We start from the raw sequence: 17420 nt of genomic DNA on the forward strand, positions 1-17420 counted from the left end.
ACCCACGGGTAATCCAGAGGGGTCGCTGGACCTTAAAAGGCGCAGGCGGTGATGGCAAATTCCCGTTGCTCATGGGGCCATGAACAACGGGAATGCCAGGAGCCAGGGCGGTTGACACCGCGAACGGAGTCGCGGCGGCACGAGGCTCAGGTGCGGTATTCCGCGTTGATCTTGACGTACTCGTGGGACAGGTCGGTGGTCCAGATGGTTTCGCTGCAGGCGCCGCGTCCCAGTTCGATGCGGATGCCGATCTCTTCGCGGGCCATCACGGCGGCCCCCTGGTCCTCGGTGTAGGTCGAGGCACGGCCGCCCTTGCTGGCGATGCAGACCTCGCCCAGGAACACGTCGATCTTGCTCACGTCCAGCTGCGGCACGCCGGCACGACCGACTGCGGCGAGGATGCGGCCCCAGTTCGGGTCGGAGGCGAACAGCGCGGTCTTGATCAGCGGCGAATGGGCCACGGCGTAGGCCACGTCCAGGCACTCCTGGTGGGTGCCGCCGCCGTTGACCTGCACGGTGACGAACTTGGTGGCGCCTTCACCATCACGGACGATGGCCTGGGCCACTTCCATCGAGACTTCCAGCACCGCCTGCTTGAGCGCAGCGAAGAGTTCGCCGCTGGCCTGGGTCACTTCCGGCAGGGCCGCCTGCCCGGTGGCGACCAGCATGCAGCAGTCGTTGGTGGAGGTGTCGCCGTCGATGGTGATGCGGTTGAAGGACTTGTTGGCGGCATCGCGCAGCAGGTCCTGCAACACGCCCTGGGCGACCTTGGCGTCGGTGGCGATGTAGCCGAGCATGGTGGCCATGTTCGGCCTGATCATGCCGGCGCCCTTGCTGATGCCGGTGACGGTGACGGTGACGCCGTCATGCACGAACTGGCGGCTGGCGCCCTTGGGCAGGGTGTCGGTGGTCATGATGCCGGTAGCGGCAGCGGCCCAGTTGCCTTCGGAAAGATCGGCCAGGGCGTCGCCCAGGGCGGCTTCGATCTTCTCGACCGGCAGCGGCTCGCCAATCACACCGGTGGAGAACGGCAGCACGGCGCTGGCGTCGACGCCCGCCAGTTCGGCCAGCTTGGCGCAGGTGCGCTCGGCGGCGGCGAGGCCTGGCTCACCGGTGCCGGCGTTGGCGTTGCCGGTGTTGGTCAGGAAATAGCGCACGGGACCGAGGACACGCTTCTTCGCCAGGATCACCGGCGCGGCACAGAAGGCGTTGAGGGTGAACACGCCCGCTACGGTGGAACCCTCGGCGCAGCGCATGACCACCACGTCCTTGCGGCCAGGGCGTTTGATGCCGGCAGAGGCGATGCCGAGTTCGAAACCGGGAACCGGGTGCAGGGTGGGCAGGGGGCCGAGACCAACAGCCATGGAAGCGCTCCTTGTCGTGTCGTCAGTTGAATCGGCGGCTGGGCGCCGCCGTTCCGGGGATGTCGAGTTGAAAACGCCGCGAGCGGCTGGGCCGGTCGCGGCGTGGGGAACTGCAGCCTAGCCTCAGCTGATCTGGCCGTGGCAGTGCTTGTACTTCTTGCCGGAACCACAGGGGCAGGGCTCGTTGCGGCCGACCTTGGGCTCGGTGCGGACAGGGGCGGCGGCCACTGCCACGTCACCCTCTTCGCCCTGCATCTGGGCTTCGGGCTCTTCCAGGCCAGGGGCCTCGGCATGCTGGAACTGCATGCGCTTGGCCAGTTCCTCGGCTTCGCGACGCAGACGAGCCTCTTCCTCGGCCGGGTCTTCGCGGCGGACCTGGACATGGGACAGGACGCGGATGGTGTCGCGACGGATGGAATCCAGCAGCTCCTGGAACAGGGTGAAGGACTCGCGCTTGTATTCCTGCTTGGGGTTCTTCTGCGCATAACCGCGCAGGTGGATGCCGTGGCGCAGGTGATCCATGGTGGACAGGTGGTCCTTCCACAGGTCGTCCAGCACGCGCAGGAGCATCTGTTTCTCGAAGGAGCGCAGGGCTTCGGCGCCGGCCAGCTCTTCCTTCTCGTTGTAGGCGGCGATCAGTTGCTCGAGGATCTTGGTGCGCAGGGTGTCCTCGAACAGCTTGTCGTCTTCGTCCAGCCACTGCTGGACCGGCAGCTTGATGCCGAAGTCGCTGTACAGGGCGGCTTCCAGGCCGGAGATGTCCCACTGCTCGGGCAGCGATTGCGGCGGGATGTGGGCGTCGATGGTGCGGCCCAGCACGTCCTCGCGGAACTCGGCGATGGTCTCGCCGATGTCTTCGGCGGCCAGCAGGCTGTTGCGCATGTGATAGATCACCTTGCGCTGCTCGTTGGCCACGTCGTCGAATTCGAGGAGCTGCTTGCGGATGTCGAAGTTGCGGCCTTCGACCTTGCGCTGCGCCTTCTCGATGGCGTTGGTCACCATGCGGTGCTCGATGGCCTCGCCGGACTGCATGCCCAGGGCCTTCATGAAGTTCTTCACCCGGTCGGAAGCGAAGATGCGCATCAGGCTGTCTTCCAGCGACAGGTAGAAGCGGCTGGAACCCGGGTCCCCCTGGCGACCGGCACGGCCACGCAGCTGGTTGTCGATGCGGCGGGATTCGTGGCGCTCGGACGCGACCACGTGCAGGCCGCCAGCCTCGATCACCTGTTGGTGACGCTTCTGCCATTCGGCCTTGATCTGGGCGACCTGCTCCTCGGTGGGGTTCTCGAGGGCGGCGACTTCGACTTCCCAGTTGCCGCCGAGGAGGATGTCGGTACCACGACCCGCCATGTTGGTGGCGATGGTCACGGCGCCGGGGCGACCGGCCTGGGCGATGATCTCGGCTTCCTTCTCGTGGTACTTGGCGTTGAGCACCTTGTGCTCGATGCCGGCCTTGACCAGCAGCTGCGAGACATACTCGGAGCTCTCGATCGAGGCGGTGCCCACGAGCACCGGACGGCCGTTGGCCTGGCAATCCTTGATGTCGGTGATGATGGCGGCGTACTTCTCTTCCTGGGTCAGGTAGACCAGGTCGTTGAAGTCCTTGCGCGCCACCGGACGGTGAGTCGGGATCACCATCACTTCGAGGCCGTAGATCGAATGGAATTCGAAGGCTTCGGTATCGGCGGTACCGGTCATGCCGGCCAGCTTGGCATAAAGGCGGAAGTAGTTCTGGAAGGTGGTGGAGGCCAGGGTCTGGCTCTCGGCCTGGATGTTCAGGCCTTCCTTCGCCTCGATGGCCTGGTGCAGGCCTTCGGAAAGGCGGCGACCGGGCATGGTGCGGCCGGTGTGCTCGTCGATCAGCAGGACCTGGTCGTTCTGCACGATGTACTCGACGTTGCGGTGGAACAGGGTGTGGGCGCGCAGGCCGGCGTAGACGTGGGTCAGCAGGCCCAGGTTGTGCGCGGAGTACAGGCTTTCGCCCTCGGCCAGCAGGCCGGCCTGGGTGAGCATGTCCTCGATGAACTGGTGGCCCTGCTCGTTGAGTTCGACCTGGCGGGTCTTCTCGTCGACGGAATAGTGGCCTTCCTGGACGACATTGCCCTCTTCCGGCTCGATGTGCTGCTTCAGGCGCGGGATCAGCTTGTTGATCTGCATGTACAGCTTGGAGCTGTCTTCGGCCTGGCCGGAAATGATCAGCGGCGTACGCGCTTCGTCGATGAGGATGGAGTCCACTTCGTCGATCACGGCGAAGTTCAGCTCGCGCTGGAACTTGTCTTCCAGGCTGAAGGCCATGTTGTCGCGCAGGTAGTCGAAGCCGAATTCGTTGTTGGTGCCGTAGGTGATGTCGGCAGCGTAGGCGGCGCGCTTTTCCTCCGGCGGCTGGAACGGGGTGACGATGCCGACGGTGAGGCCGAGGAACTCATACAGCGGACGCATCCAGTTGGCGTCGCGGCGAGCCAGGTAGTCGTTCACGGTGACCACGTGCACGCCCTTGCAGGACAGCGCATTGAGGTAGACCGGCAGGGTACCCACCAGGGTCTTGCCCTCACCGGTGCGCATCTCGGCGATCTTGCCTTCGTGGAGGGTCATGCCACCGATGAGCTGCACGTCGAAGTGACGCATGCCCATCACCCGCTTGCCGGCTTCACGGGCGACGGCAAAGGCTTCCGGCAGGATCTGGTCGAGGGTCTCGCCCTTGGCTACCCGCGCCTTGAACTCTTCGGTCTTGGCTCTGAGCTGCTCGTCGGACAGCGCGACCATCTGCTCTTCCAGGGCGTTGACCGCCTGGACAGCCTTGGCCATGCGCTTCACTTCGCGCTCGTTCTTGCTTCCAAAGAGTTTCTTCAACAAAGGCGCAAACATATCGACAGGATCTTCCACATATATGGATGGGGGGCGGCCCCGGAGTCGCCCGCGCAGCCTTCATGGCTGCTTGCGAAGGGGGCATTCTACCCGGATTCGTTGTAGAGAAAAGTAGCGTTATTCCGCGGCTGCGGAACGGGCTATATAGAGGGCTGGGTTGACCACCGCGCCATCGCGGGTGACCTCGAAGTGGACGTGCGCACCGGTGGAACGACCGCTGCTGCCGACCTTGGCGATGGCCTGGCCACGCTGCACCAGATCCCCCACCTGCACCAGGTTCTTCTGGTTGTGCGCATAGAGGGTGCGGTAACCATCCGCATGGCTGATCTCGACCATGTTGCCGTAGCCGGTCTTGCGTCCGGACCAGGTGACGACACCCGCGCCGACGGCCAGGACATCGCTACCGGCCTTGGCCGCGAAGTCCACGCCCTTGTGCTTGCTCAGGCGGCCGGTCAGGGGGTCGCTGCGCATGCCGAAGGGCGATGAGATGTAGCCCTGCAGCACCGGGCGTCCGGCCAGGTGCTCGGCTTCGCTGATGCGGCGCTCGCCGAGCAGCTGTTCGAGGACTTCCAGTTGCTGCTCGCGACTGTCAAGGCGCTCGGTCAGGCTGTCCAGCACATCCATGAAGGGCGGTGCCTGGTAGGCCGGCGCATCGAGCGGGTCTTCCGGGCCGCCCTGGCCGACGTTGAGGGAGAAATCGAACTCGCTGGAATCCAGGTCCGCCAGTTCCGCGACACGCTCGCCCAGCGCATCGAGCCGGGTAAGGCGCGCCTGCAGATCGGCGATGTGGGCGCCGAAGGCGTCCAGCTGACGCTGGGCGTCGGCCCGCGCCTGGCTCACCTGGCTACGCTGCTCGTCAAGCGCGAGCGTCATCTGCTGGCTGTCTTCAGCAGCGGGCGCCGCGGGCCTGATCCAGGCACCGAGGGCGATCCCCGAAGCGAGCACCAGCGCCAGCAGCAGGCCACCGAGCCCCAGGAGCACGCGCAGGTCGAGGCTCAGCGAACGCGCCGCCCCGTGCCTGCGGCTCAGAAGAATGATGTGCATGACTTCCCCAATTGATCGAGCGTTACCCGGTGCAGGCTTCTGCTACCATGGCCACTCTGTTTTCTTCAGGCGTCCTGCCATGTCTTTTCGTCCCTTGCCGGCCCGGTCCCCCGCCGCACTGCTGCGCGAGGAAAAACCGCTCAAGGCCCTGTTCAACCAGGCCCAACGCATCGATCACTGGCAACAGTTGCTGGAAAGCCAGCTGCAACCTGCGGCGCGCGAGCATTGCCGTGTAGCGTCATGGCGCGAGGGCTGCCTGATGCTGATCATCAGTGACGGCCACTGGGCGACGCGGCTGCGATACCAGCAACGCCGGCTGCAGCGTCAGCTCCAGGCCCTCGAAGAGTTCGCGACCTTAACGAAAATCATCTTCAAGGTGCAACCTTCCCAAGGCTCGGGACGTGCACCAGGCCGCACCATCGAGCTGTCGGCCTTTGCCGCCGAAAGCATCCAGGCCACTGCGGAAGGGATCGAGGATCCCAAGCTGCGCGCCGCCCTGGAGCGCCTCGCCGAGCGTGCCCGCAAGCCCGAACGCGACTGACCTTCCGCGACAATCCGCCGCTTCGCCCTCCCCTATTTTCCCTGCACAAAAAAAGAGGCCACCCCGTGGTGGGGTGGCCTCCAAAGAAGGAAAGAGGTGTTGCTTACACGGCCGCTACCGGGCGCATGTAGGAAATGGGTGCGGTCTTGGCATCTTCGAAGGTGACCACTTCCCAGGCATCCTTGTCGGCGATCAGTGCACGCAGCAGGCGATTGTTGAGTGCATGACCGGACTTGAAGCCACGGAACTCGCCGATGAGGCTGTTGCCGAGCAGGTAGAGGTCGCCGATGGCGTCGAGGATCTTGTGCTTGACGAATTCGTCCTCGTAACGGAGGCCGTCCTCGTTCAATACGCTGTCCTCATCGACCACGATGGCGTTCTCGACGCTGCCGCCCAGAGCCAGATTGTGCGAGCGCAGGAATTCCAGATCGCGCACGAACCCGAAGGTACGGGCACGGCTGACTTCCTTGACGAAGGTGGTGCTGGAGAAATCGACCGACGCTTTCTGGGTACGACCGTTGACCACCGGGTGGTCGAAGTCGATCTCGAAAGTGACCTTGAAGCCATCGAACGGCACGAAGGTGGCGCGCTTGTCGCCATCCTGCACGCTCACTTCGCGCTTGATGCGAATGAAGCGCTTAGCGGCTTCCTGCTCCTCGAGACCAGCGGACTGGATGAGGAACACGAACGGGCCGGCGCTGCCATCCATGATCGGTACTTCGGCGGCGGACAGCTCGACGTAGGCGTTGTCGATGCCCAGGCCAGCCATGGCCGAGAGCAGGTGTTCCACCGTGCCGACCTTGACGTCACCATTGAAAAGGTTGGTGGACATGGTGGTCTCACCGACGTTTTCGGCATAGGCGGCGATCTGGACGACGGGGTCCAGGTCGGTACGGCAGAACACGATGCCGGTATCCACAGGGGCGGGCTTGAGGGTCAGGTAGACCTTTTCCCCGGAATGCAGCCCTACGCCTGTGGCACGGATGACGTTCTTTAAAGTGCGTTGTTTGATCATGGCAGTGGCCGCTTTCGCGCTAGTTGCGAACAGTTTTCAACAATGGCCGGGGATGATAGCAGAACCGGCCTTTGCTGAACACCAATCACAGACATAGCGTCGATAAACTTCATCAATCGGCCTGACGACGCAGGAAGGCCGGAATATCCAGGTAATCCAGGTCGTCCTGCGGGTTCATCTTGGCGGCGGTTGCGGCGCTGCCATGAGCCTGGTTGCGCATGACGGTCGGACGATCCAGGTCGCGGTAGTTGACCGACGGCTGCTCCGCACGCTGGGGTGCGGGGGACGCGGCAACGGCTGCGGACTGGACGGTGTTGTCCACTACCTTGACGGGTTTCTCCAGGCGAGCGCCCAGGCCGGTGGCGACCACGGTGACGTGCAGCTCGTCGCGCATGTCCGGATCGATCACGGTGCCCACCTTCACGGTGGCGTGCTCGGAAGCGAACTGCTCGATGATGTTGCCCACATCGGAGTACTCGCCCAGGGACAGGTCGGGACCGGCGGTGATGTTCACCAGGATGCCGCGCGCGCCCTGCAGGTTGACGTCATCCAGCAGCGGGTTGCGGATCGCCGCCTCTGTGGCCTCACGGGCACGATTCGGACCGCTGGCGCAGCCGGTACCCATCATTGCCATGCCCATTTCGCTCATCACGGTCTTCACGTCGGCGAAGTCGACGTTGATCATGCCCGGACGCTTGATGATGTCGGAGATACCGCGCACGGCACCAGCCAGCACGTCGTCAGCCTTGGAGAAGGCGGACAGCAGGCTCGCATCCTTGCCGAGGATGGTCAGCAGCTTCTCGTTGGGGATGGTGATCAGCGAGTCGACGCTTTCCGACAGAGCACGGATGCCCTCGTCGGCGATCTGCATGCGCTTGCGGCCCTCGAACGGGAACGGGCGGGTGACCACGGCAACGGTGAGGATGCCCATGTCCTTCGCCACTTCAGCGATGATCGGGGCCGCACCGGTACCGGTACCGCCACCCATGCCGGTGGTGATGAAGACCATGTCGGTGCCCTGCAGCACTTCGGCGATGCGCTCGCGATCCTCCAGAGCGGCCTGACGACCGATCTCGGGATTGGCACCCGCACCCAGCCCCTTGGTAACGCCCGGGCCGAGTTGCAGAACGGTGCGCGCACCGATGTTCTTCAGTGCCTGGGCATCGGTGTTGGCGCAGATGAACTCGACGCCTTCGATGTTGCTCTTGGTCATGTGGTTGACTGCGTTGCCGCCGCCACCGCCCACGCCGATTACCTTGATGACCGCACTTTGCGGAACGTTATCTACGAGTTCGAACATATCCCCTCTCCTTCCTTTTCTAGTTGTATCGCCTACTGCAAAAACTCTTTAGAAGTTGCCCTGGACCCAGCGCTTGAGCCGCTCCAGAACAGGTGTCTTGGGTTCGTCACTGAAACTGCCCAGGCCGCCGGACATCGAAATCCCGTCGGACTGCTTCTGCAGGCCGTACATCAGCAGGCCAACGCCGGTCGAGTAGATCGGGTTGCGCACCACGTCGCTCAAGCCCTTGACGCTATGCGGCACGCCCAGGCGCACCGGCATGTGGAAAATCTCTTCGGCGAGCTCGACCGCGCCCTCCATCTTCGCGGTGCCGCCGGTCAGGACGATGCCTGCCGGGATCAGGTCCTCGTAGCCGCTGCGGCGCAGCTCGGCCTGGATCAGGGTGAACAGTTCGTCATAGCGGGGCTCGACCACTTCGGCCAGTGCCTGGCGCGAGAGTTCCCGCGGCGGACGGTCGCCGACGCTCGGCACCTTGATGGTTTCGCCGGCACCGGCCAGCTTGGCCAGGGCGCAGGCGTAGCGGATCTTGATCTCCTCGGCGTACTGGGTCGGCGTCCGCAGGGCCATGGCGATGTCGTTGGTCACCTGGTCGCCGGCGATCGGTATCACCGCAGTGTGGCGGATCGCGCCCTCGGTGAAGATGGCGATGTCGGTGGTGCCGCCGCCGATGTCCACCAGGCACACGCCCAGTTCCTTCTCGTCGTCGGTCAGCACCGAATAGGCCGAGGCGAGTTGCTCGAGGATGATGTCGTCCACCTCCAGGCCGCAACGGCGCACGCACTTCTCGATGTTCTGCGCCGCATTCACCGCGCAGGTCACCACGTGGACCTTGGCTTCCAGGCGCACGCCGGACATGCCCAGGGGCTCGCGCACCCCTTCCTGGTTATCGATCACGTAGTCCTGCGCCAGGGTGTGCAGCACCCGCTGGTCGGCAGGAATGGCGACGGCCTGGGCGGCGTCGAGCACACGCTCGATGTCTGCCGGGCTGACTTCGCGATCACGGATCGCGACGATGCCGTGGGAGTTCAGGCTGCGGATGTGATTGCCGGCGACGCCGACGAAGGCGGAGTGGATACGGCAGCCCGCCATCATCTGCGCCTCTTCCACCGCGCGCTGGATGGACTGCACGGTGGATTCGATGTTCACCACCACGCCCTTCTTCAGCCCGCGGGACGGATGGGTACCGATCCCGACGATCTCCAGCTGGCCGTCGGCCGCGATCTCGCCCACCAGCGCCACCACCTTGGAGGTGCCGATATCCAGGCCGACGATCATCTTGCCGCTCTGCACGCTTGCCATGGTTCTAACCTTCTCCTCAATTCGCGCGGCCGGCTACGGCCGCCGCAGGTGCCTCTACCGGGGTTCGCCACGCTACCGCCAAGCCGTTGGGGTAACGCAGGTCGACACGCTCGATGTTGGCGATCTGTTCTTTGAGCGTCTTCTCGTAGATCGAGATGAAGCGACGCATCTTCTCCACCAGATGATCCCTTCCCAGCAGGATCTCCACGCCCTGCCCGGTGGACAGGAACCAGCTGCCGCGTTCGCGCAGCTCCAGGCGGGTGATGGAAAACCCGAGCGGGCGCAACATCTGGCTGAGCATCTGGTACTGCTGCATCACCTGTTCCTGGGCCCGCTGTGGCCCCCACAGCTGCGGCAGTTGTTCGTAATGGGTCAGCTCACGCGGGGTGAAGGCCTGGCCCTGGTTGTTCAGCAGCGCCTCATCGCCCCAGCGGGCGATCGGCAATTGTTCTTCCAGGCGGATCATCACCTGGTCCGGCCACACCCGGCGCACCTCGGCGTGGGCGATCCAGGGCATCTGCTCCAGCTCGCTGCGCATGCCGGCCAGGTCGATGCTGAAGAAGCTCGCCGCGATGTACGGAGCGATCCGCTGCTGCACCGCCTGCTGGCTGATGTAGCTCAGGTCGCCCTGCACGTTGATCTTGGCGATGGGGCGATCGGCATAGGGCAGCAAGCGCTGCGCCGCCTCGTAGGCACCGAAACCCAGCACCACCAGGACCACCGGCCAGACCAGGCGCTTGAACACGCTGAAGTTCGGCTTGGGCAGACGCGCACTGAGCGGCTCCTTCGCCACCATCCGGCTGGCACCACGCGGCACCGGCTTGCGCTGGGGAGCGCGGCCGATGGCGGGTTGCTGATGACGGATCGTGGCGCCACGCATGTGCTTAACCTCGTGCCTCGACGCTGTCTGCCAGGATCGACAGCACCAACTGCTGGTAGTCCAGGCCCGCAGCACGAGCGGCCATCGGGACCAGGCTGTGGTCGGTCATGCCCGGAACGGTGTTCACCTCCAGCAGCCAGAAGCGGCCGTCGGCGTCCTGCATCACGTCGGCGCGCGCCCAGCCCTGGGTGCCCACCGCCTCGCACGCACGCGCGGTCAGGTCCTTGAGTTCCTGCTCCTTGGCCGCATCGAGCCCGCAGGGGATCTGGTACTGGGTGTCATTGGCCAGGTACTTGGCGTCGTAGTCGTAGAAGGTATGCGGGGTACCCAGGCGGATGGGCGGCAGCACCTGCCCGCGCAGCATCGCGATGGTGTACTCCGGCCCATGGATCCACTGCTCCACCAGTACCTGGGAGTCGTAACGGCTGGCACCCTTCCAGGCTTCTATCAATGCGTCGACATCCGCCACCTTGGCCATGCCGATGCTCGAGCCTTCGTGAGCCGGCTTGACGATCAGCGGGAAACCCAGCGCTTCGGCCGCGGCACGGCAATCCGCCTCGCTGGCCAGCACCGCGTGACGAGGGGTGGACAGGCCGAGGCTCTGCCAGACCTGCTTGGTCCGCAGCTTGTCCATCGCCAGGGCGGACGCCAGCACACCGCTACCGGTGTAGGGGATGCCCAGGCACTCCAGCAGGCCCTGCATGCTGCCGTCCTCGCCGCCACGGCCGTGGAGGACGATGAAGGCGCGGTCGATCTTCTCGGCGGCCAGGCGTTGCAGCAGGTCGTCGCCGACATCGATGCCGAAGGCCTCGACGCCTGCGCCCTGGAGCGCTTCCAGGACCATGCTGCCGGACTTCAGCGAGACGTCGCGCTCGGCGCTCTTGCCGCCGTAGAGCACGGCGACCCGGCCGAAGGCCTTGGGGTCGAGGGTGGACTTCAGGTTCGCGCTCATGACTCTTTCCTCGCGGCGGCATCATCGCCACCACCGAACAACGGGCTCTGGATCAATTGCGGGGCCAGCCCGCCGATATCGCCGGCACCCTGGCAGAGCAGGATGTCGCCGGCGCGCAGCAACGGCTTGACCAGCGGCGCCAGGTCGACACCACGCTCGATGTAGATCGGGTCCAGCTGGCCGCGCTGGCGAATGCTGTGGCACAGCTGGCGGCTGTCGGCGCCGGGGATGGGCTCTTCGCCCGCCGGGTAGACTTCCATCAGCAGCAGCACGTTGGACTCGCCCAGCACCTGCACGAAGTCGTCGTACAGGTCACGGGTGCGGCTGTAGCGGTGCGGCTGGTAGACCATCACCAGACGGCGCTCCGGCCAGCCACCGCGTACCGCCTTGATCACCGCCGCGACTTCGCGCGGATGGTGGCCATAGTCGTCGACCAGCATCACGCTGCCGCCTTCGACCTGCAGCTCACCGTAGACCTGGAAGCGTCGGCCCACGCCCTGGAAGCCCGACAGGCCACGCACGATGGCGTCGTCGTCGATGCCTTCATCGGTGGCGATGGCGATGGTCGCCAGGGCATTCAACACATTGTGGTTGCCCGGCATGTTCACCGAGACGTCCAGCGGCGCACGGTCCTTGCGCAGCACGGTGAAGAAGGTCTGCATGCCCTGCTGGCGCACGTTGATGGCGCGCAGGTCGGCGTCCTCGGCGAAGCCGTAGGTCACGGTCGGGCGGGCCACCTGCGGGAGGATCTCGCGTACCACCGGGTCATCCACGCAAAGCACCGCCAACCCGTAGAACGGCAGGTTGTGCAGGAACTCGACGAAGGTCTTCTTCAGCTTGTTGAAGTCGCCGCCGTAGGTGCTCATGTGGTCGGCGTCGATGTTGGTGACCACCGCGACCATCGGCTGCAGATGCAGGAAGCTGGCGTCGCTCTCATCGGCCTCGGCCACCAGGTAGCGGCTGGTGCCCAGTTGCGCGTTGGTGCCGGCGGCGTTCAGGCGCCCGCCGATGACGAAGGTCGGGTCCAGGCCCCCGGCGGCGAACACCGAGGCGATCAGGCTGGTGGTGGTGGTCTTGCCGTGGGTACCGGCAACGGCGATGCCGTGGCGGTAGCGCATCAGCTCGGCCAGCATCTCGGCACGCGGCACCACGGGGATACGGCGCTCCAGGGCGACGGCGACCTCCGGGTTGGCCTTGTTCACCGCGCTGGAGACCACCAGCACGTCGGCGTTCTCGGCGTTCTCGGCACGGTGGCCGATGAAGATCTGCGCACCGAAGCTCTCCAGGCGCGCGGTCACGGCCGAGGCCTTGAGGTCGGAACCGGAGACGTTGTAGCCGAGGTTCAGCAGCACTTCGGCGATCCCGCACATGCCCACGCCGCCGATGCCGACGAAGTGGATGCGGCGGATGCGGCGCATTTCCGGTTGCGGCATGGCTTTCTGGCTCTCAACCATGGGCCACCTCCAGGCAGATATCGACCACGCTGCGGGTGGCATCGGGCTTGGCCAGACGGCGGGCGATCGCGCCCATGGCCTTCAGTCGTTCGGGTTGCATCAGTACCTCGGTCAGCCGGGCGGCGAGTGCGGCCGCGTCGGTGGCATGTTGCGGGAGAAGGAAGGCCGCGCCCTCCTTCGCCAGATAATCGGCATTGCGCGACTGGTGGTCGTCGATCGCATGGGGCAGCGGCACCAGGAAGGACGGCAACCCGGCAGCAGCGAGCTCGCTGACGGTCAGCGCGCCAGAGCGGCAGATGACCAGATCGGCCCAGGCATAAGCCCGCGCCATATCCTTGATGAAGGGTGCGACCTCCGCTTCGACACCGGCTTCGCGATAACGCTCCGCGGTGACCCCATCGTGATTCTTGCCCGCCTGGTGGAACACCTGCGGGCGAAGTTCGGCAGGCAGCAACGCAACGGCTGCCGGCAGCAGTTTGTTCAGTGGCTCGGCGCCCAGGCTGCCGCCCAGTACCAGCAGTCGCGGCGTGCGACCGGCCAGGGCGTCGCGCGGGGTTTCCAGGAACAGCTCCTCGCGCACCGGGTTGCCCGTGGTGCGGCGCTTGTCGCTGGTCCCGAAGGTATCCGGGAAGGCCTCGCAGACGCGGCTGGCGAACGGCGCCAGGCTGCGGTTGGCGGTGCCGGCGACGGCGTTCTGCTCATGGATGACCAGCGGTACGCCGGCCAGGCGCGCAGCCAGGCCGCCGGGGCCGGTGACATAGCCACCCATGCCCAGCACGCAGACGGGCTTGAGCTCGCTGACCACACGCCGCGCCTGGAACAGCGAACGCACCAGGGAGAACGGCGCCTTGAGCAGCGACCTGATGCCCTTGCCGCGCAAGCCGGTGACCTGGATCAGGTGCAGTGGCAGGCCGGCCTGGGGTACCAGTTCGTTCTCGATGCCACGCGGGGTACCCAGCCAGTGCACGCTGTAGCCACGGGCCTGGAACTCGCGGGCGCAGGCCAGTGCCGGGAACACGTGCCCGCCGGTGCCACCCGCCATGATCAATACGTTGCCGCTCATGGGCGTACCTCCTCTTCGAGGAAGTCGCTCTCGACGAACTCGATGTCTTCGTTGCCCAGGTGCGTGCGGCTTTCCCATTCGATCCGCAGCAGCAGGCCGAGGCAGACGCAGCAGATCACCAGGGAGCTGCCGCCGTAGCTGAGGAACGGCAGGGTCAGGCCCTTGGTGGGCAGCAGGCCGACGTTCACACCGATGTTGATCAGGACCTGGCCGATCCACTGGAACGCCAGGCCATAGGCCACGTAGGCCGAGAAATATTGCCGCGCGCGTTCCGCGCAGAGGCCGATGTGCAGTGCCCGGACGCTGACGAACACGAACAGGGCGACCGTGGCCAACGCCCCGACCATGCCCAGCTCCTCCGCCAGTACGGCGAAGACGAAGTCGGTGTGGGCCTCGGGCAGGTAAAACTGCTTCTGGATGCTGTTGCCCAGGCCGACGCCGAACCATTCGCCACGGCCGAAAGCGATCAGCGCCTGGCTCAACTGGTAGCCGGCGCCGTACTGGTCGGCCCAGGGGTCGATGAAGTTGGTCAGGCGCTGCATGCGGTAGCTCTGGCTGGTCATGACCAGCACCCCGGCACCGAGCACCGCGCCGACCAACGGGACGAAGCGAACCAGGTTGATGCCACCGAGGAACAGCATGGCGATGCAGGAACCCACCAGTACCACGGTGGCGCCGAAGTCCGGCTCCGCCAGCAGCAGCACGGCGATGGGGCCGAGCACCAGCATCGGCTTGATGAAGCCGGTGAGCTTCTCGCGCACCTCGTCCTGGCGGCGCACCAGGTAGCCGGCGATGAACATGACGGTGAACAGCTTGGCCAGTTCGGACGGCTGCAGGTTGAACAGGCCGAAGCCGATCCAGCGCTTGGCGCCGTTGACCTCGCGGCCGATGCCCGGCAGCAGCACCATGATCAGCAGAACGAAGGCGACCAGCATCAGGCGCGCGCCGTAGCGCTGCCAGAAGCTCATGGGCACCTGCAGGGTCAGCACGCAGGCGACCCCGCCGATGGCCAGGTAAATGAGGTGGCGGATGCTGTGGTAGAGCGGGTTGCCGGACAGCGCGGCGGCCACTTCCGAGGACGCCGAGGTGATCATCACCAGCCCCAGGCCGAGCAGCGCCAGGCAACCCGCCAGCAGCGGGAAGTCCATGTCGAGGCCACGGCGACTGCGCAGCGGCGACTGCAGGGCGAACAGGCGGGCCAGCATCAGATGAGCCCCTCCACGGCCAGGGCGAAGAGGCGTCCGCGCTCTTCGAAGTTCTTGAACATGTCGAGGCTGGCGCACGCGGGCGACAGCAGCACGGCGTCCCCGCGGACGGCCAGTTCGGCGGCGCGGCTAACGGCCTCGTCCAGGGTCCGCACGCGCACCAGCGGCACCGCATCGCCCAGGGCCTGGGCGATCAGCTCGGCGTCACGCCCCAGCAACACCACGGCGCGGCAGAAGCTCGCCACCGGCTCGCGCATCCCGGAGAAATCGGCACCCTTGCCATCGCCACCGGCGATCAGCACAAGCTTGCCGTCGATGTCCGCGCCCAGGCCCTCGATGGCGGCCAGCGCAGCGCCGACGTTGGTGGCCTTGGAGTCGTCGTAGTACGCCACGCCTTCGCGCTCGCGCACCCACTGGCAGCGATGGGCCAGGCCGGTGAAGGTCTTGAGGGTCTCCAGCATCGGCTCCATGGGCAGGCCGACGGCGTGGCCCAGGGCCAGGGCAGCCAGGGCATTGGCCTGGTTGTGGGCGCCACGGACCTTGAGCTCGCGCACGGGCAGCAGCTTCTCGAACTGGAACGCGAGGTATTTCTCGCCCTCTTCCTCGATCAGGCCGAAGCCCCTGAAGTCGGGCTTGTTCAGGCCAAAGGTCCAGCAGGGTAGCTGGTCGGCGACCAGGGGCCGGGACAGCGCATCGCCACGGTTGACCACCACCTGCCGGGCGCCGCGGAAGATGCGGTGCTTGGCCAGGTGATAGGCCTGCATGTCGGCGTAGCGGTCCATGTGGTCTTCGCTGACGTTGAGCACGGTGGCCACCTCGGCGTTCAGGCGATCGGTGGTCTCCAGCTGGAAGCTGGACAGCTCCATCACGTAGAGCTCGATGTCATCGGCCAGCAGATCGAGCGCCGGGGTCCCCAGGTTGCCGCCCACGGCGACCCGGCGACCGGCCGCCAGCGCCATCTCGCCCACCAGGGTGGTGACGGTGCTCTTGGCGTTGGAACCGCTGATGGCCACGATGGGCGCCTTGGCGTGGCGGGCGAACAATTCGATATCGCCGGACAGCTTGACGCCGCGCTTGGCCGCCTCCTGCAGCGCCGGTGTGGCGATGGCCAGGCCGGGGCTCACATAGAGCTCGCTGGCGCGGCAGAGGAAATCGACGTCGAGTTCACCACAGCGCACTTCCACCTCCGGGTACTGGGCACGCAGGGTGGCCAGTTCGGGCGGGTTCTCGCGCGTATCGGCCACGGCGAAGCGCACGCCCTGGCGCGCCAGGAAGCGCACCAAGGACATGCCGCTCTTGCCGAGGCCGACAACGATGCGGAACTGGTCGGAAGCGATCAGGCTCATGGTCTCCTCAACGCAGCTTCAGGGTGGCGAGGCCGATCAGCACGAGGATCACGGTGATGATCCAGAAACGTACGATCACGCGGGGCTCGGGCCAGCCTTTCAGCTCGAAGTGGTGGTGGATAGGGGCCATGCGGAATACACGACGGCCGGTCAATTTGAACGAGGCGACCTGGATCATCACCGACAGCGTCTCCATGACGAACACGCCCCCCATGATGAACAGCACCACTTCCTGGCGCACGATCACGGCGATGGTGCCCAGGGCAGCGCCGAGCGCCAGCGCGCCGACGTCACCCATGAAGACCTGGGCCGGGTAGGTGTTGAACCAGAGGAAGCCGAGGCCGGCGCCTACCAGGGCGGCGCAGAACACGATCAGCTCACCAGCGCCCGGCACATAGGGGATGAACAGGTATTCGGCGAATTTGATGTTGCCCGAGAGGTAGCAGAAGATCCCCAGCGCGCCGCCGACCATCACGGTCGGCATGATGGCCAGGCCATCCAGCCCGTCGGTCAGGTTGACCGCGTTGCTGGAGCCGACGATCACGAAATAGGTCAGCACGATGAAGCCGACACCCAGCGGGATGCCGACATCCTTGACCATCGGCAGGATCAGGGTGGTCTCCACCGGGCTGGTCGCGGTCATATAAAGGAAGACCGCAGCGCCGATGCCGAACACCGACTGCCAGAAATACTTCCAGCGGCTCGGCAGGCCACGGGAGTTCTTCTCGATCACCTTGCGATAGTCGTCGACCCAGCCAATGGCGCCGAACAGCAGGGTCACGCCCAGCACCACCCAGACGTAGCGGTTGGACAGGTCGGCCCAGAGCAGGGTGCTGATGCCGATGGCGGTGAGGATCAGCGCGCCCCCCATGGTCGGCGTACCGGACTTGGAGAGGTGCGATTGCGGCCCGTCGTTGCGCACGGACTGGCCGATCTGGCGCACCTGCAGGGTGCGGATCATCCACGGCCCGAGCCAGAGCGACAGCGACAGCGCCGTAAGGACGCCGAGAATCCCGCGCAGGGTCAGGTACTGGAACACCCCGAACCCCTTATGGAACTGTTGCAGGTACTCAGCGAGCAGCAGCAGCATGA

14 protein-coding genes are annotated in these 17420 nt (G+C 65.6%); 1 reads left to right on the top strand and 13 read right to left on the bottom strand.

Annotated features, from left to right (window positions below):
* Positions 1 to 146: 146 nt before the first annotated feature.
* The 3 genes from argJ to ACYJSS_RS14145 form a co-directional block, all read right to left on the bottom strand.
* Entirely contained in the window at positions 147 to 1364 is a 1218-nt protein-coding gene (gene argJ, locus ACYJSS_RS14135; protein WP_111262445.1) for a bifunctional glutamate N-acetyltransferase/amino-acid acetyltransferase ArgJ, read from the bottom strand.
* Between the two features lie 123 nt (positions 1365 to 1487).
* Complete coding sequence (gene secA / locus ACYJSS_RS14140; protein WP_111262446.1) at positions 1488 to 4229, bottom strand: preprotein translocase subunit SecA; 2742 nt, start codon at positions 4227 to 4229, stop codon at positions 1488 to 1490.
* A gap of 117 nt (positions 4230 to 4346) precedes the next feature.
* Complete coding sequence (locus ACYJSS_RS14145; RefSeq protein WP_111262447.1) at positions 4347 to 5273, bottom strand: M23 family metallopeptidase; 927 nt, start codon at positions 5271 to 5273, stop codon at positions 4347 to 4349.
* A gap of 79 nt (positions 5274 to 5352) precedes the next feature.
* Between ACYJSS_RS14145 and ACYJSS_RS14150 the strand changes: the two genes are divergently transcribed.
* Positions 5353 to 5814 (top strand): DciA family protein, encoded by a 462-nt coding sequence (locus tag ACYJSS_RS14150; protein ID WP_111262448.1) that lies wholly within the window; start codon positions 5353 to 5355, stop codon positions 5812 to 5814.
* Positions 5815 to 5917: 103 nt separating this feature from the next.
* On the opposite strand, the gene lpxC is transcribed toward ACYJSS_RS14150, so the two are convergent.
* From lpxC to mraY, 10 genes are all read right to left on the bottom strand, one after another.
* Complete coding sequence (gene lpxC / locus ACYJSS_RS14155; protein WP_111262449.1) at positions 5918 to 6829, bottom strand: UDP-3-O-acyl-N-acetylglucosamine deacetylase; 912 nt, start codon at positions 6827 to 6829, stop codon at positions 5918 to 5920.
* A 112-nt stretch (positions 6830 to 6941) separates the two neighbouring features.
* Positions 6942 to 8129 carry a cell division protein FtsZ gene (gene ftsZ / locus ACYJSS_RS14160; RefSeq protein WP_111262450.1) on the bottom strand — a complete coding sequence of 396 codons (1188 nt, stop codon included), beginning with the start codon at positions 8127 to 8129 and terminating at the stop codon, positions 6942 to 6944.
* Positions 8130 to 8177: 48 nt separating this feature from the next.
* Positions 8178 to 9428, bottom strand: coding sequence for a cell division protein FtsA (gene ftsA / locus ACYJSS_RS14165; RefSeq protein WP_021218769.1), 1251 nt, complete (start codon positions 9426 to 9428; stop codon positions 8178 to 8180).
* 16 nt (positions 9429 to 9444) lie between these two features.
* Positions 9445 to 10308: a cell division protein FtsQ/DivIB gene (locus ACYJSS_RS14170; RefSeq protein ID WP_111262451.1), complete on the bottom strand. Its 864-nt coding sequence runs from the start codon at positions 10306 to 10308 to the stop codon at positions 9445 to 9447.
* A 4-nt stretch (positions 10309 to 10312) separates the two neighbouring features.
* On the bottom strand, positions 10313 to 11260 hold the full coding sequence (locus ACYJSS_RS14175) for a D-alanine--D-alanine ligase (RefSeq protein ID WP_111262452.1): 948 nt from the start codon (positions 11258 to 11260) through the stop codon (positions 10313 to 10315).
* Complete coding sequence (gene murC / locus ACYJSS_RS14180; RefSeq protein WP_111262453.1) at positions 11257 to 12714, bottom strand: UDP-N-acetylmuramate--L-alanine ligase; 1458 nt, start codon at positions 12712 to 12714, stop codon at positions 11257 to 11259. The genes ACYJSS_RS14175 and murC overlap by 4 nt, the downstream gene beginning before the upstream one ends.
* Positions 12707 to 13777 carry an undecaprenyldiphospho-muramoylpentapeptide beta-N-acetylglucosaminyltransferase gene (gene murG, locus ACYJSS_RS14185; protein ID WP_111262454.1) on the bottom strand — a complete coding sequence of 357 codons (1071 nt, stop codon included), beginning with the start codon at positions 13775 to 13777 and terminating at the stop codon, positions 12707 to 12709. The genes murC and murG overlap by 8 nt, the downstream gene beginning before the upstream one ends.
* Positions 13774 to 14982, bottom strand: a complete 1209-nt coding sequence (ftsW, locus tag ACYJSS_RS14190; protein ID WP_111262455.1) for a putative lipid II flippase FtsW — start codon at positions 14980 to 14982, stop codon at positions 13774 to 13776. The genes murG and ftsW overlap by 4 nt, the downstream gene beginning before the upstream one ends.
* A complete protein-coding gene (gene murD, locus ACYJSS_RS14195) occupies positions 14982 to 16328 on the bottom strand; it encodes a UDP-N-acetylmuramoyl-L-alanine--D-glutamate ligase (RefSeq protein ID WP_111262456.1) in 1347 nt (448 codons plus the stop codon). Before murD ends, ftsW begins: the two co-directional genes overlap by 1 nt.
* A 7-nt stretch (positions 16329 to 16335) precedes the next feature.
* A complete protein-coding gene (mraY, locus tag ACYJSS_RS14200; protein WP_111262457.1) occupies positions 16336 to 17418 on the bottom strand; it encodes a phospho-N-acetylmuramoyl-pentapeptide-transferase in 1083 nt (360 codons plus the stop codon).
* Positions 17419 to 17420: the final 2 nt, after the last annotated feature.

The sequence above is a fragment of the Pseudomonas sp. No.21 genome, assembly GCF_054558415.1.

Excerpts from the sequence above, each read along its gene's own strand:
- mraY (WP_111262457.1), bottom strand. The coding sequence starts at position 17,418 with ATGCTGCTGCTGCTCGCTGAGTACCTGCAACAGTTCCATAAGGGGTTC.
- ACYJSS_RS14175 (WP_111262452.1), bottom strand. The coding sequence starts at position 11,260 with ATGAGCGCGAACCTGAAGTCCACCCTCGACCCCAAGGCCTTCGGCCGG.
- murC (WP_111262453.1), bottom strand. The coding sequence starts at position 12,714 with ATGGTTGAGAGCCAGAAAGCCATGCCGCAACCGGAAATGCGCCGCATC.
- ACYJSS_RS14150 (WP_111262448.1), top strand. The coding sequence starts at position 5,353 with ATGTCTTTTCGTCCCTTGCCGGCCCGGTCCCCCGCCGCACTGCTGCGC.
- murD (WP_111262456.1), bottom strand. The coding sequence starts at position 16,328 with ATGAGCCTGATCGCTTCCGACCAGTTCCGCATCGTTGTCGGCCTCGGC.
- ACYJSS_RS14170 (WP_111262451.1), bottom strand. The coding sequence starts at position 10,308 with ATGCGTGGCGCCACGATCCGTCATCAGCAACCCGCCATCGGCCGCGCT.
- ftsZ (WP_111262450.1), bottom strand. The coding sequence starts at position 8,129 with ATGTTCGAACTCGTAGATAACGTTCCGCAAAGTGCGGTCATCAAGGTA.
- ftsA (WP_021218769.1), bottom strand. The coding sequence starts at position 9,428 with ATGGCAAGCGTGCAGAGCGGCAAGATGATCGTCGGCCTGGATATCGGC.
- ftsW (WP_111262455.1), bottom strand. The coding sequence starts at position 14,982 with ATGCTGGCCCGCCTGTTCGCCCTGCAGTCGCCGCTGCGCAGTCGCCGT.
- argJ (WP_111262445.1), bottom strand. The coding sequence starts at position 1,364 with ATGGCTGTTGGTCTCGGCCCCCTGCCCACCCTGCACCCGGTTCCCGGT.
- lpxC (WP_111262449.1), bottom strand. The coding sequence starts at position 6,829 with ATGATCAAACAACGCACTTTAAAGAACGTCATCCGTGCCACAGGCGTA.
- murG (WP_111262454.1), bottom strand. The coding sequence starts at position 13,777 with ATGAGCGGCAACGTATTGATCATGGCGGGTGGCACCGGCGGGCACGTG.
- secA (WP_111262446.1), bottom strand. The coding sequence starts at position 4,229 with ATGTTTGCGCCTTTGTTGAAGAAACTCTTTGGAAGCAAGAACGAGCGC.
- ACYJSS_RS14145 (WP_111262447.1), bottom strand. The coding sequence starts at position 5,273 with ATGCACATCATTCTTCTGAGCCGCAGGCACGGGGCGGCGCGTTCGCTG.